We start from the raw sequence: 15,206 nt of genomic DNA on the forward strand, positions 1-15,206 counted from the left end.
TCGCTGTCTTGCGACAACTTCTATATCATAACTCTTAACGAATTAATTGTCAACAAGAATTTAAAAAATATTTTCAAAATCGAATCTAAATTTTTAAATATCTTGGAAACACGATATTAATTTAACAAATCACTCGGAATCTACCAAAACAATTCATTTATCAAACTTAGTGCTCCCAAGCGACGTTTACTATCTTAACGTGAATCCCCTATTAGGTCAAGTCTTTTTCAGAAAAAAATTTTAGCCAGCTATCAATTTTTACTTATTTAAAAAATTATTTGTTCGGAAATACACCTTCTTTTATTAACTCACCACTTCTGATTATTCTTTTTTTACCTCGCATTCAAATTTTGAAAGCGATTCTTCTCAATAAAAAAATTATTTTTAATGCCAAACTTTTTCCTAATATAGCCAAAAAACAGACCGTATTACGATCTGTTTTGAGCTTCTATTTCTATCATAAGCGATAAGATTTAGACTAAACCAACAGTTTGCGCAAAGCGTACAAAGGCTTGGCGACCCGTTGGGGTGTCTTTGAAGACGCCAGCATCTTGTAAAACGCGAGCAAAAACTAAACCAACTTCTTTTTTGACAATGGTTTCCACATTTGCCGGCGTTACTTTCCCGGCATATTTGGTCCTTAGTTCGTCGGCCCAATCTTGGTGGTAAGCAGCGAGGGCATTGTCCTGACCCAATAAGTAATTTTGGACTTCTACTAACTCATCTTTCAAACGTGGTGGCAAGATTGCCAAGCCCATAACTTCAATCAAACCAATGTTCTCTTTCTTGATGTGTTGTACATCTTGGTGTGGGTGGTAAATTCCATCAGGGTATTGTTCTGAAGTTTGATTATCACGTAATACAAGATCTAATTCAAAGTTACCATCTTTCTTACGGGCAATTGGCGTGATGGTGTGGTGTAATTCGCCATTTGATTGGGCTAAAACTTGCACACTTTCATCGCTGTAATCTTGCCAAGTATCTAAAATCTTACCCGCTAATGCCAAGAGACTTCCTTTATTGGCGCTGTTGAGCCGGATGACTGACATTGGCCATTTTACGATTCCAGCCTGAACATCATCAAAACCCGCAAAATTGAGCATTTGTTCCACCGGCGCTTTTTCCATCGCAAAGACATGACGTCCCCCTTGATAGTGCTCATGAGTTAAAATAGAGCCCCCAACAATTGGTAAATCGGCGTTACTTCCCGCAAAGTAACCTTCAAAAGTATCCACGATGTCCAATAATTGGGCAAAAGTATCGTGATTAATTACCATTGGTTGGTGCACACTATCCAAGAAAATAGCATGTTCGTTGAAGTAAGCATATGGTGAGTATTGGAAACCCCAAGTGTGGTCTTGCATTTCAAAGCGAATAATGCGGTGGTTAGCCCGAGCGGGATAGTTCACCCGTCCTTGATAGCCTTCATTTTCCATGCATAATTGGCACATAGGGTAACTACTTTGCTTCATCTTTTTAGCAGCGGCAATTGCCTTAGGATCTTTTTCAGGTTTAGACAGGTTAATGGTAATTTCCAAAGGACCATATTCAGTATCAACTGTATAATAGATATTTTTCGCAATAGCCTTAACTTTAACATAGTCATTAGCCTTGCTAAGATTATAAAAGTTTTTCAGAGCTAGTTGAGGGCTTACTTGATAGTCGTCCCAAAACTTTTGGTTAACTTGACTAGGTGCAGGCGTAATGTAATCCATCAATTGAGCCCCTAAATTATCTTGTTCATTTAAAGTTTCACCAACCATTCCATTAGCTAAAGCTACTTGAACTAATTGGTCTTTCAAGTCAATCAAAGGCAGGTCCGCTACTTGGCGGTTAGCGCCATCTTCACCCACTAACGCCATGAAACGATTTTTGAGATAGTTTTCGTCTAATTGTGTGTATGAGCTATTTTCTATTACTTTTTTAGTAAATTGATCCAATAATCCTGTCATATCCCGATCCCTCTTCTTACTTAATTAAAGTACCTTGGTACCATCAGCAATTTCTGCAATGTAGAATGATGGAGCGTAACCTACGATTTCTTCGTAAGCTTTGCCAACATTTTCCTTGAAGACCTCGACTTGGTCTTTATTAACAATTGCAATACCACAGCCACCGAAGCCGGCCCCGGTCATACGGGCACCCAAGACCCCAGCTTGTTGCCAAGCTTGATGAGCTAAAGTATCCAATTCCAAACCAGTTACTTCATAGTCGTGTTCCAAGGAAACATGGGAGGCATTCACTAGACGCCCGAACTTTTCTAAGTCCCCAGCTTCTAAGGCTGCTTGGGCTTGCATAGTACGTTGATTTTCCCAAACAGCGTGACGAGCACGCTTAATACGGTTTTCATCAGCAATCAAGTAACTGTATTCATCATAAGTTTGTTGATCTAATTCACCTAAAGTCTTAATATCTAATTTTGTATTTAACTCTGCTACAGCCATTTCACATTCACTGCGACGTTCGTTGTATTTAGAATCAGCCAATTCCCGACGCTTGTTCGTATTCATAATGACGATTACATTGTCTTTCAAATCTAATGGTACTAATTCGTATTCTAAAGTGTTTGTATCTAAGAGAATTGCTCGGTTTGCCTTCCCCATTCCTACAGCGAATTGGTCCATAATTCCGGAGTTAACCCCGATAAATTCATTTTCCGTTTGCATCCCAATCTTAACAAGATCTAAACGGTCTACATCCAGTTCAAATAATTCTTGAGCGATAACCCCCATCAATAATTCCAAGGAAGCCGATGATGACAAACCAGAACCATTAGGAATGTTACCGTTAACGTAGACATCCATTCCGGCATCAATCTTGTACCCAGCTTCTTTTAAGAAATGAATCATCCCTTTAGGATAGTTGGTCCAACTATCAGCTTTGTCGTAATGTAGGTCTTCTAAATCTACTTCGATAACACCTGCGTCAGCAAAGTTGGCGGAAAAGAAACGTAACTTCTTGTCATCACGCTTAGAAGCAGCCCCATATGTACCTAAAGTGATGGCACATGGGAATACGTGTCCCCCGTTGTAATCGGTGTGTTCCCCAATTAAATTAATTCGTCCAGGTGAGAAGAAAGTTTTTTCAGCTTCTGTACCAAAGACTTCTTTAAAAGCATTTTGCAATTCGGTTTTTTCCATAATTTCTGACCTCAATTCTATTTTATATAAAAGTAAGCGGTTTATTTTTGATTACATTTACATTTTACCTGTTCATTAGTAAATTTTCAAGTGTTATTTACTGAATTTTTACTATAGAATAAATTTTTTTACTAAAAAACCAAGGTTGTTGCCCAACCTTGGCCTTTCAGCTTTTTATATTCCTTGAATAGTAAAGGTTAATTCTAATGCTTGGTCAGCTGGCAACCAATATTCTTGGTGGACAGGCGCCCCCCAGGAATCATCGCCTCCAACTCCCATTTGACCAGCTAAGATCCGCACCCAAGTAAAGTGAGGTTTAGCCAATTCTTCTTGGTGCATAGCATTTTCCAATTCGTATTCACTATGTGGCAGGACACTTGCTTCAAAAACTTGGTTTTGACCACTGATTCGTAAACCATGCCCGCTCTCATCACTAACTTCAAGCCAGCGTACGTCAGTCCGGTTACCGGCTTCTTGGGGTACTAAGTATGGCGTTAAATTGTCCTGAGCCGTCATTTCAAAGATTCCCAACCGTGCTCCCACTTTGCGGTCACGGTAATTTTCAGCCGGGCCATTACCATAGTAACGTACCTTATGATATTGTTCCTTCAGCTTCAAGTCATAACCATAGGCCGGTAAGGATGGTAAACCGAGGTAACCCGGGTAAGTCAGGTGAACAGCCACACGCCCATCGGGGTAAACAGTGTAAGCTACCGTGTGTAAAATTTCACCCGGTAAGGCTAATTGGTGAGTGAAAGTTACGGTTACTCGGTCCGTAGCTTCTTCGACTTTAGCGTCAACATGCTTTTGGTAGAGACCCGCTCCGAGCCACAAGCCACGGTCAAAGCCGTGTTTAACCCCCCGGTCATTGTCGGTCAGCGCCCGCCAGAAAGATGTCTTGGGCGTCCGTGTGATATATTCGCGACCTTCATAACGGTAAGAAGACAGGCCTCCTTCAGCTAAAGATAAGAGTACGTGGAAGTTGTCCCCCTTAACCCCGATATTGACGTCGCCATGCACAACAGTCAGCTTACCACTTGGCTTGATAGTTTTAGTCGCAATAGTTTGAACTTCTTGACCAAATGTTAATTCATACCCATTCTTGGCCCATAAGGTATCGTTTTTAAGGTGTTGGGTTACTTCATAAGTATATTCCCCTGCTATACTTTGGATTGGGAAAACATCACCAAAACTTTCAGATTTGCCAGCAGCCACATCCCAATCAAAACGCTTGGACCAAATTTCATGTCCATCTCGTTTTATATGAGCCACAAAGTAAGTCATACCCGTGGAAACAAAGAGATTTTGATTACGCACAGTCACTACTTGATTCGCCACCTTAATTTTGACATTAGCGTAAAGTTGTTTCATTTCTTGCGCCTTGGGCGTCGCCGTCCGGTTGGCAAAGACCACCCCATCACCGGAGAATTCATAATCACTTTGCCGATCATCAAAGTCCCCTCCATAGGCCAAAACTGTTTGCCCATAATTATCTTTCTTATAAACTGCTTGATCGATAAAGTCCCAAATGAAGCCCCCTTGGTATTGATCATATTGCTCTTCTAAATCTGTATAAAGACTCATCCCACCCAGGGAGTTCCCCATAGCGTGCATATATTCGCAAGAAATGTATGGTTTAGCTGGCTTCGTATCTAGGTAAGCAGCGATTTCTGCTGGTTTTGCATACATCCGACTTTCCATATCAGAAATTTGTTCAAAATCGCGATTCCAAAAGACCCCTTCATAGTGAACAATTCGACTAGCATCCACTTGGTGGAAAAATTCTGTCATAGCCAAAATATCTTCACCGGCATAGGACTCATTCCCACAAGACCAGATTAAAATAGCAGGGTGATTTTTATCCCTTTGATACATACTATTAGCCCGATCCAAGACATTAGCCTTCCATTCTGGAAAACTCCCTGGCACATTCCAGGAAGGTTCCACCTGACCAAGTTTTTGCCAGGAACCATGACTTTCCAAATTAGTTTCATCAATCATATACAAACCATACTCATCACATAGTTCATACCAGCGACTTTGGTTCGGATAGTGAGACGTCCGTACAGCGTTAATGTTGTGTTGCTTCATGAATTTGATATCCCACAACATTTCCTTTTCGCTAATTGCTCGCCCCTTGTAGGGGTCAAATTCATGACGATTAATCCCTTTGAAAATAATTCGCTTACCATTTAATTTCATCAGCCCATCGCTTAATTCAAAGTGACGGAACCCTACCTTTTGACTAACAATTTCAACAACTTGGTTAGCCCTCATTAAACGAATTTCCAAAGTATAGAGATAAGGTGCTTCGGCACTCCAAGCCGAAACTCCCTTAATTTTGTCACCTAAAGTCACTACTTCACCGGCCACGGTGGTTTCTGACCAAATAACCTTACTCTTGGAGTCTAATAATTGGGCTACCACTTTTAAATCTGTTAAATTCCCCACCAAGGTAGCTTCAACATCTAATAAACCGTCCTTGAAATCTGCACTCAAATCTTGACCAACTTTCAAATCATTGACATGAGCCTCAGGTAAAGCAGTAAGATAAACATCTCGAAAAATTCCAGAGAAACGCCAAAAATCTTGATCTTCAATCCAAGACGCAGAAGAATGTTTGTAAACTTCTACCGCAATGATATTTTGCCCAGCATGTAAAACTTGGCTCACATCAAATTCGCTAGGTGTAAAGGCATCTTCGCCATAACCTACAAATTGCCCATTTACCCAAACATAAAAGGCTGTTTCGACTCCCTGAAAGGAAAGGTGGATGGTCTTACCCACCAAAGCTTCATCCAAGTCGAAAGTCTTGCGATAAGACCCCACCGGGTTAGCTTGCATGTTAACCATTGGAGGTCGTAATTCATCTTGACCATCCCAGGGGTAAGCTGTATTAGTATAGTGCATTTGGTCAAAGCCTTGCGTTTGCCAGTGACCGGGAACTTGAATACTGTCAAAAGCACTGGTATCAAAGTCAATTTGATAAAAATCTTTAGGTCGTAAATTGGCATTTTTAGAATATTGAAAACGCCAGGTCCCATTTAAAGATTGCTTAAGATCATTTTGACCTTGTTGATATTGTGACTCATTGCGATAGTATTTGTGATCAGAGTGAGCTGGCAGGCGGTTCACTCCAAAAACTTCCGGGTCTTGCAACCAAGCTAAATTTGCTCTTGTCTCCATATTTTTTACCTCTTAATCAATTGCTTTAAAGTGATACATCTTAGCGGTATAGTCTTCGTGAACTACCGGGTCATAAAATCCGAGATTCATCAATTCATCCCCACCGTAAATTACCTTAGTTTCTTGGTCTTGATAGTATTTATCTGGGTCCAAACCAGCTAACTTAGTTTTGGTCAAATATGGTTGAGCATAGGCCAAGACTTGCGCAGTTACAAGCACCGCTTCTTTTTTATCAGCAGAAACAAAGTTCCAAGCCGTTTGGTTACCTTCACTTGGTGATTTCAAGCGGTAGAAGTCCCCAAATTGCACCAACGAACGAATCGCTTGATATTGCTTAACTTGAACCTTGACTTGATCTTTATCAGCTTGACTCATCTTGGTCAAATCTAATTCATAACCGAAAACCCCACTCATCGCAATCGCTCCCCGAGTATCAAATGGCGTCTTACGCCCGGTTTGGTGATTTGGAATAGCGGAGACATGAGCTGTAGTCATAGAAACTGGGTAAACTAAGCTCGTACCATATTGAATAGTTTGACGAGCAATCGCGTCTGTGTTATCACTGGCCCAAATTTGTGGCATATAGTAAGCCCAACCAGCGTCAAAGCGACCACCACCACCAGAACAACCTTCAAATAAGATATTTGGAAATTCAGCAGTTAAGTCTTCCATTAATTTGTAAACTCCTAAGATATAGCGGTGATAAACTTGACCTTGTTGATCACTTGGTAAATCACTGGCAAAAACGTCAGACATATTCCGATTCATATCCCATTTAATGTAGTCAACCTTAGCTTCTTTAAAAACCTTGACTAATTGATCATAGATATTTTGCCGTACTTCTTCTCGTCCCATATCTAAGAGATATTGGTTTCGGGAAGGGCTAGGCGCGCGACCTGGAACTTGCATAAGGTAGTCAGGATGTTGCTGGTATAAGTCCGAATCAAAAGAAACCATTTCTGGTTCAACCCATAAACCAAATTTCAAACCTTGAGCATGAACATAATCAGCGAAGTGGCCGATGCCTTGCGGAAATTTCTTTTGGTAAACTTTCCAATCGCCGAGACTCGAATTATCATCGTCGCGGTGACCAAACCAGCCATCATCCAAAACAAACATTTCAATGCCCATATCCTTGGCTTCGTCCACAATTGGTTTTAATTTTTCTTCGTCGTAATCGAAGTAAGTTGCTTCCCAATTATTAACTAAAATTGGCCGTTCTTCATTTTTGAACTTGGAACGTACCAAATTATTATGAATAGTCTTGTGGAAAGCTTGACTCATTTGGTTCAGCCCGGTATCAGAGTAAGCTAGCAAAATTTCTGGTGCTTGGAAACTTTCGCCAGCCACTAGCTTCCAGGAAAAATTAAAGTCATTAATTCCGGCTACAAGTCGGACTTGCGCTAATTGGTCTTTTTCCACTTCAAAATTATGATTCCCCGAGTAAACCAAAGCAAAACCGTACGCTTCTCCTTGGAATTCATCAGTCTTTTTGTCCACCAAAGCAATGAAAGGATTCATGTGGTGGCTCGAGGACCCCCGTAAACTAGCAAAACTTTGCTTACCAAAGTTAACCGCCCCTCTTTCTAAATGACGCTCATTAGCGTGAGCTCCTGGCAGACAGATTACATCGAAATCTTTGTCAACAAAATCCATTTCCAAGGAAGCTAATTTTTCAACGTAAATAGTTTGATCACTTTCATTACGTAACTTACTGGAGCGCGCAATTACAGCTTGATTGGCAAAAATTGTATAAAGTAAATCAACTTCAATTCCGGTAACTTCATCAGCTAAAGTGATAGTTAAAGTTTGCGCTTCATTGTCATTTTGAACAAAAGTAGCTGGGAGACCAGGGAGACTTGGTTTACCAGCGCTAATTTGGTAACTCTTATAGCGTAAGGCTAAGGCATTGGCCCCATTTTCTTGCCGTACAAGCCGCGGGGGTACGATAGTCCATTTCTCCGGCAGAACTGAACTCCCGTGGTAAAGTATCAGGAGAGTAAGTCCGGTCAAAGGTCCCCGGTAAATTTCCGGAAAAGCCGCGATCAACACGGGGATAGCGCATCTGACCATGATAATCCTTGACTTTTTTTCCGAAATAAAGGTGACTCAAAAGCCCTCCTTCTTCGACAGAAATTAAATAAGAAATTTTTGAGTTATGCAGGTGGAAAATACCTTGGGTTTCATTAAATTCGATTAATGTCATAAGTACACGCTCCTTTTTGAAAACGTTTTATTTACATCTCTGATTTTACTTTAATTTACTGAAAAATTCAACTATATTTACTAAATAAAGATTTTTTGGCTATTATGTGCTAAACTAGAGTAAATTATTCTAAATTGAAAGGGGTATACTATGACCACTATCAAAGATATCGCTGAAAAATCAGGGGTTTCAGCTGCCACGGTTTCACGTGTTCTAAATAATGATGAATCCATGGCCGTCAGCGACACAACACGCCAAAAAATTCTTACCGTGGCTCAAGAACTCGACTACACTAAAAAAAAGCGCAATACCAAAGCTAAAATCACAACTCAAACGATTGGAATTGTGCAGTGGTATAGTCAAAGAGAAGAGCTAGATGATCTTTACTACTACTCTATTCGCTTAGGCATTGAGAAACGAGCACAAGAATTAGGCTTCCAAATTGTACGTCATTTTAATGATCAAAGCTTCGATGATCTTAAAGGCGTAGATGGATTGATTGCGATTGGGAAATTTTCTCAGCCACAAATCAAGCAATTAGGAAAAATTACCCCTAAAATTGTCTTCGTCGATAGTAACACTCTAAGTGCAGGCTACAGTTGTGTTTGTCCAGATTTTGGTACGTCAGTTAGAGGAGTCCTGGACTATTTCATCCAAAATAATCATCACCACATCGGTATGTTAGCCGGTGAGGAAACCACCGCTGATCACCATACCAGTTTGATTGACCCACGTTTCCGAACCTTCAAAAATCACTTAGAAGACCTTAATTTATATAATCCCCGTTATGTTTACGTCGGCAAATTTACCACTGATTCCGGCTACCAACTTATGAAGCAAGCTATCAAAGAATTAGGTGAGCAACTCCCCCACGCCTTCTTCATTGCTAATGATCCGCTGGCAATTGGCGCTTTAAAAGCTCTTCAAGAAGCCGATATTGCAGTACCAGAAAGAGTCAAATTGGTTTCTTTTAACGATACAGTAATTGCCAAAAATGTCTTCCCACCATTATCTTCCGTAAAAGTTTACACGGAAGACATGGGGATAACGGCCGTAGACTTACTCAACTATCAACATGATATTCTCGTCTCATTCAACTCGGAACTAAATTAAATATTCGCGAAAGTAGTCGCAACTAGCCTTAAAAGGCCTGTCCTTAAACTTAGGACAGGCCTTTTATATTGTCTTAGAATTCTGGAAACCAGAGTTTAATCTCTCTTTGGGCGCTAGCCACACTGTCAGAAGTATGGACGACATTACGCATGATACCATCATCCCACTCGTGACCATAATCTCCCCGAATCGTTCCAAAATCAGCTTCATTTGGATTTGTTTTACCTGCTAGACGGTGCATCCAGTCAATAACTTGAGGACTTTCCACTACCATAGCTACAATCGGACCACTTTCCATGTAGTCCACAATTTCAGGGAAGAATGGCTTATCCACTAAATCAGGATAGTGTTGTCGTAACAAAGCATCGTCAGCCTTAACCATCTTCATAGCTACAATTCGTAGCCCCTTTTCTTCAATCCGTTTAATGATGTCACCAATGTGATGTTCCATCACACCATCTGGCTTAATCAAAACTAAAGTTTGTTCGGCCATATTACCGCCCCTTTCTTCGCTTTCATTTTACCACGACCTATAGAAAAAATCGCCCTTTTACTAGGACGATTTTTCTAGCTTATTTTTCTCTCGGATTTAAACGTAAGACATCTTGATGAGCTTCCACCATCGTGCCTGCAGCCACGCTTAAGTCAATATTTTCAAAGTTTTCGGAATTAGTTACCGTTACAATAACTGTATCATCAAGACCGGCCTTTTTAATCGTTGGATCCCAGAATTCAATCAACTCAGTCCCACGTGTAACCTTTTGGCCTTCAGTAACGTAGGAAACAAAACCTGTTCCCTTCAAGGCTACCGTCCCGATCCCGATGTGAATCAAGAGTACCACCCCGTCGTCAGAAACTAAACCAACAGCATGACGAGTGGTGAAAACTTGCCGCACAGTAGCATCAAACGGTGCGTACACACGACCATCACTAGGCTTAATTGCAAAGCCTTGGCCTAAAGTACCAGTCGCAAAGGCTGGATCACTAACTTGGTCTAAGCTCATCAATTTTCCGGCAATTGGTGATTCCACGTGAATTTCAGAAGCCAGTTGGTCGACACTGGTTTCAGCGTCAGCCACATAATCTTTACCCCAAGTCTTTTCAAGTTCTTCCACGATTTGGGCGTGAACTTCTTCCGTTAAGGTAATCTTCTTCCAGAAAGTAAACATTCCAATTACGATAAAGACGGCTGGAATGGCGAACATCATGATTTTAAAAGTTGTAACTTGGCTAGCGGTAATAGTTGCAGCCGTAGCGCCAGTGGTCATCCCGGCTAAAACAGCCACTTGACCAACAACCCCGTTAGAAACAGCCCCACCGAACTTATCGACTAAAGGACGCACAGATAAGGCTAAAGATTCATCCCGGTGACCTAACTTCCATTGCCCGTATTCCACAGAGTCCGTGATAATCATCAACACAATCAAAAAGACAACCGGTTGTGGAATATAGAACATTTCAGCAGCAATTAAAACTAAGGCTAAATTGCTACCAGCAACAGAGAATAAAGCAATCCCGGCTAACATTAAAGTTAAGCACCACATGAAGAGTGGCTTACGATTTAACTTGTTAGCTAAAACAGGAAAGGCAAAGACAGAAACGACCCCAACAAACATGTTGATTGTTTGTAAAATGGTAAAGCCTTTAGCGTAACCCATGATGTATTGGAAGTAGTAAAGTTCCAAGGCGTTAACCAAGTTAATCCCTACTCCATAGAAGAGGTAAGCAATAGCCACCCACATCAATTGGTCATTTTTAACTAACATCTTTAAAACGGCAGAAACCCCAGCCGTATCTTCCTTATTTTCACGTAAGTCATTTTCAACTTCGCGTGTCCCAAACCCAACGGCTAAAGCTGAGATGAAGGCCACAGCAGCGACGATGAAACCAAACCAGAACCAACCACGGTCGTCCCCAGTTCCCCCATTAGATTGTAAGGAGAAGAAGAGTACTAATGGCATCACAACCACCCCAACTAAGGAACCACCAATGGCAGAACCCACCCGGGCAAAAGTGGCAGTCTTTTCACGTTCCCGCGAGTCAAATGACAAGGCTGGAAGCATAGACCAGAAACCAACATCCTTAAAGGAGTAGAAAATGTCCATCGTAATGTATAAGAAAGCAAAAATTACTAAGTATAGGTATGGGTGAGTCTTAGTTAAGCCTCCCATATTAGAGAAGAGAACTAACATCGTAATGGATGAAATCGTCCCCCCAACTACAACCCATGGTCGGAAGTGCCCCCAGCGAGTCTTGGTCCGGTCGATAGCGTTTCCAATAAAGGGGTCAATTAATAATTCCAAAATCCGCAAAGCCATGATAATGATGGTAACCGCAGAAACTAAGCGGTTATTCAAGGCCTTGTCTCCAGTATCGAATAAGTGCGAAGTAATAAAGTTAATCAGGTAAGTTGATAGAGCGGCGTAGAAAACGTCATTCCCAAAAGCCCCAAAGGTATATGCTAGTCTAGAGGTCCATCCTCCAGATTGAGCAGATTGCTTATTTGTCATAGCGTTAGCTCCTTTACTAAATTTGTTTACGTGATAATAGTAAACGATTTCATAAACTTTTGCAACCCTTTTCAGTTAATTTTACTAAATTTTCCTAAAAACAAAAAGCCTCGGATTACTCCGAGGCGACGATTACTCATTATTAACTTGACTTTGGGCTACACTAGCTGTTGTTTCCGAATTTTCAGCTGCCGTACTAACACTAGATACCTTAGCTTGTAAGCTACTTAACTTGGTATTTACGTCAGAAACTGCACTATTTGCTTTAGAAATTTCACTTTTTTGACTTTCAATAGTTGCTTGCTTCTTATCCAGAGTACCAACTGTTTTTAACAATGCACTCGCAGTATCCTTTACTTCTTTTGATGCATCATAAGCAGTAACTAGACTATTCAACTCTCCTCTATCCTCAGAGCTTAACGTGCCATTCTTGCTTACATTTTCAGCAATAACCTGTAATTTTCTCAAATACTGTCTATCATTATTAATTTGTTGTAATGCTTTAGCAATTTCCTGAAGTGAACTATCTACTCTTCCGTTACTATTATTAGCTAATTGAGATAATTGAGCTAATTGAGTTGCATCTATTTGACCACCATTTTGCATTTCATGAGCTACTGTTTCTAATTCCTTTAACTCATAAAACATAATAACCATTTTAGCAGCTCTTTGAATTGAACTGTCAACCTGACCATTCGTATTGTCAGCTAAGGCCTCTAAACGGCTGATGTCAATTGATTTACTAGCTTGAATTTCATTACTAATATTTTCTAGTTCCTTTAATTGACCAAACATGGTAACTTTTTTAGCAAATTCTTGAATAGAAGAATCAACATTACCTGTACGATTATAAACTAAGTCCGTTAATTCTCCGCCATCTTTAGCATCATCATAGTTGCCATTACTAATTTTAGTAACTATCATTGATAATTTACGCATTTGTAAAGTTTGATTCGCTACTTGTTTGACAGTAACATCATCGGACTTTGTCAATTCTTCCAAAATTTTAACATCATTCTTGTCTAATACTTTTTCCAAGGTATTATTTTGCTTTAATAATTGAAGCAACTTCCGTGCAATATTTCTCACGCGATTATCTTCAGAATTTCCAGCTAATTCCGTTAGTCTTTGCGTATTCAAATTAGACATGTCTAAACGAGTTAATGTTTCAGATAGGGCTTGGAATTCTGTCTTAGATTGTGTCAATTCCGCTTGTTTTCTTGCTAACTTAACAATAATATTATCCAGCTGTTCATCTATCGACTTTAAGTTTTGGTTAATCTGGCTCATATTTGCTTCCTTTTTATCAAAAATGCCCCAAAGTTCCTCGGCTAAAGAACTTTTACTACCCAAAAATAACACTAATACTATCCCTAAAAATACTAATAAAATAAAATTTATTTTACGCTTACTCATTATTTACTCCTAAAACAAGACTATACCTTATAAATTGTCAATTTAAATCCTATTGCTAGGGGGAGTTGTATAAACATCTAATTCTATATAACATCTATAAATCACAAAAAATATTATACAGCATTATATGTATATTTCAATTTACAAAACTTTAACATTTTTCATTTATATATTTATGTAAAAATATAAAGGCGAGCGCTTTAAATAGCGCTAGTACTTATTCCACTGCCCATATTACATAATTATTACAAAAATTGCGTTAAAAGTTTGCTTTAGCATAAACCTTGCTATACTATAATAAAATTAAGAGGTGATTTTATGGCTAGTATTCTCGATTATATAAAAAATACCCCCCAAACTTTTAATCAAAAGCCACTCAATCCCATTGATGCATTGATTTTATGTCAAGCAACTTATCTCGACCTCACGGTTGCCCCAAATTTTGAACAAGTTGCTAAACTTATCAAAAATGGAAAGCAGTCACTTAATAAAAAAGAGTATGTAGATTTTCTCTTGGCTTTAGGAAAGAGCCCTCGCTTCTGTAAAGTATCTTGGTGCGCCTTACAGCAAGATTTTAATCCAGACGAAGAAATTCAATTCAAGGCTCTTATCTTTAGAATAAGTACTGATACTTACTTTATTGCTTATCAAGGAACCACTCCTACTTTTACAGGTTGGAAAGAAAGTCTTAACCTCTCTTTTAAAATTGAAATTCCTTCCCAAATCAGCGCTCTTAAATATTTTCAAAAAATTATCCACGCTTATCCTGGACATTATTACCTTGGAGGGCACTCTAAAGGAGGAAATTTAGCTTTTTACACTGCCTTAAATGCTCCCGCCTTCCATCAAGGCTAATTATTGAAATTTACAATTTTGATGGTCCCGGCTTCTTGCAACTATCTCAAAAGGAACAACGGGCTCACCAACGACTTAAAAACCAACTGCATAAATATATTCCACAAGATAGCTTGTTCGGAATTATGCTTGAAAATGATACCAGTGAATTTACTGTCGTTAAATCTAGTGCTATTGGTGTTTTTCAACATAATCTCTTAACCTGGAAAGTTACGGGAACTAATTTTCAGACCAATCCTCAAACTAGCTCACTATCACAGTTAAGCCAAGAAACATTACAAGAATTCGTAAAACATAGTGATCCTAAACTACGCGCCAAAGCGCTCAACTTACTTTACCAAATTACTAAGCAAAAAGAGCAAAACCAAGTATTATCTCCCCAAAATATTTTGCTTTTTATCGCAGCTGTTCTGGCAAGCAATCGGCAAGAACGACAAGTATGGGAACAATATTTACAAGAACTCTATACTGCATATAAAACCGTTATAACGAAAAGAAAGCAACACTAAAAACCGTTAGAAATTCTTTTAAAAAGAGTAATTTCTAACGGTTTAAGTTTTTGCTAATATTTAGAGCTATTACTTCCCAAAATGTTGAGTGTCTCATCGTCAACTACCCCCGAACAAGTTCGGGGGCTTGTAACTCACGACACTTGCGTGTCAGTAGTTCAAACGGTTAGGCAAGCCTAATCTCCTACATTGATGTGGCTACGTTTGGGTGGTTGACAACACCCTTTATTACCAACATATCAGTCAGTAACGTTATTTAATTCAAATTTTA

The 15,206-nt window shown here is 39.6% G+C and carries 10 protein-coding genes and 1 pseudogene; 3 read left to right on the forward strand and 8 right to left on the reverse strand.

What is annotated here, in order from left to right; genetic code table 11:
* Positions 1–473: 473 nt before the first annotated feature.
* The 5 genes and pseudogenes from galT to JCM10991_RS16445 form a co-directional block, all read right to left on the reverse strand.
* Complete coding sequence (gene galT, locus JCM10991_RS09180; RefSeq protein WP_023858643.1) at positions 474–1,952, reverse strand: UDP-glucose--hexose-1-phosphate uridylyltransferase; 1,479 nt, start codon at positions 1,950–1,952, stop codon at positions 474–476.
* Positions 1,953–1,976: 24 nt separating this feature from the next.
* A complete protein-coding gene (locus JCM10991_RS09185) occupies positions 1,977–3,140 on the reverse strand; it encodes a galactokinase (protein ID WP_025021265.1) in 1,164 nt (387 codons plus the stop codon).
* A 174-nt stretch (positions 3,141–3,314) separates the two neighbouring features.
* Positions 3,315–6,326 carry a beta-galactosidase, LacZ type gene (gene lacZ, locus JCM10991_RS09190; RefSeq protein ID WP_025021266.1) on the reverse strand — a complete coding sequence of 1,004 codons (3,012 nt, stop codon included), beginning with the start codon at positions 6,324–6,326 and terminating at the stop codon, positions 3,315–3,317.
* Between the two features lie 12 nt (positions 6,327–6,338).
* Entirely contained in the window at positions 6,339–7,610 is a 1,272-nt protein-coding gene (locus JCM10991_RS16440; RefSeq protein ID WP_369384722.1) for an alpha-galactosidase, read from the reverse strand.
* 126 nt (positions 7,611–7,736) lie between these two features.
* Positions 7,737–8,532: pseudogene (locus JCM10991_RS16445) on the reverse strand (glycoside hydrolase family 36 N-terminal domain-containing protein); the annotation flags it as partial.
* A 150-nt stretch (positions 8,533–8,682) separates the two neighbouring features.
* Between JCM10991_RS16445 and JCM10991_RS13560 the strand changes: the two are divergent.
* Complete coding sequence (locus JCM10991_RS13560) at positions 8,683–9,645, forward strand: LacI family DNA-binding transcriptional regulator (RefSeq protein WP_439645939.1); 963 nt, start codon at positions 8,683–8,685, stop codon at positions 9,643–9,645.
* Between the two features lie 73 nt (positions 9,646–9,718).
* On the opposite strand, the gene ndk is transcribed toward JCM10991_RS13560, so the two are convergent.
* From ndk to JCM10991_RS09215, 3 genes are all read right to left on the reverse strand, one after another.
* Positions 9,719–10,138 (reverse strand): nucleoside-diphosphate kinase, encoded by a 420-nt coding sequence (ndk, locus tag JCM10991_RS09205; RefSeq protein ID WP_023858648.1) that lies wholly within the window; start codon positions 10,136–10,138, stop codon positions 9,719–9,721.
* Between the two features lie 79 nt (positions 10,139–10,217).
* On the reverse strand, positions 10,218–12,155 hold the full coding sequence (locus JCM10991_RS09210; RefSeq protein ID WP_025021267.1) for a sugar MFS transporter: 1,938 nt from the start codon (positions 12,153–12,155) through the stop codon (positions 10,218–10,220).
* Positions 12,156–12,287: 132 nt separating this feature from the next.
* Positions 12,288–13,445, reverse strand: a complete 1,158-nt coding sequence (locus JCM10991_RS09215; RefSeq protein WP_155889627.1) for a hypothetical protein — start codon at positions 13,443–13,445, stop codon at positions 12,288–12,290.
* A gap of 444 nt (positions 13,446–13,889) precedes the next feature.
* On the opposite strand from JCM10991_RS09215, the gene JCM10991_RS16610 reads away from it, so the two are divergent.
* Both JCM10991_RS16610 and JCM10991_RS16615 read left to right on the forward strand, forming a co-directional pair.
* Positions 13,890–14,426, forward strand: coding sequence for an Mbeg1-like protein (locus JCM10991_RS16610; protein ID WP_025021269.1), 537 nt, complete (start codon positions 13,890–13,892; stop codon positions 14,424–14,426).
* A gap of 8 nt (positions 14,427–14,434) precedes the next feature.
* The gene (locus tag JCM10991_RS16615) at positions 14,435–14,935 is read left to right on the forward strand and encodes an Mbeg1-like protein (protein ID WP_500778186.1); all 501 of its coding nucleotides are present in this window, start codon (positions 14,435–14,437) and stop codon (positions 14,933–14,935) included.
* Positions 14,936–15,206: the final 271 nt, after the last annotated feature.

The sequence above is a fragment of the Ligilactobacillus equi DSM 15833 = JCM 10991 genome, assembly GCF_000615765.1.
In the GTDB taxonomy this organism is placed as follows: domain Bacteria; phylum Bacillota; class Bacilli; order Lactobacillales; family Lactobacillaceae; genus Ligilactobacillus; species Ligilactobacillus equi.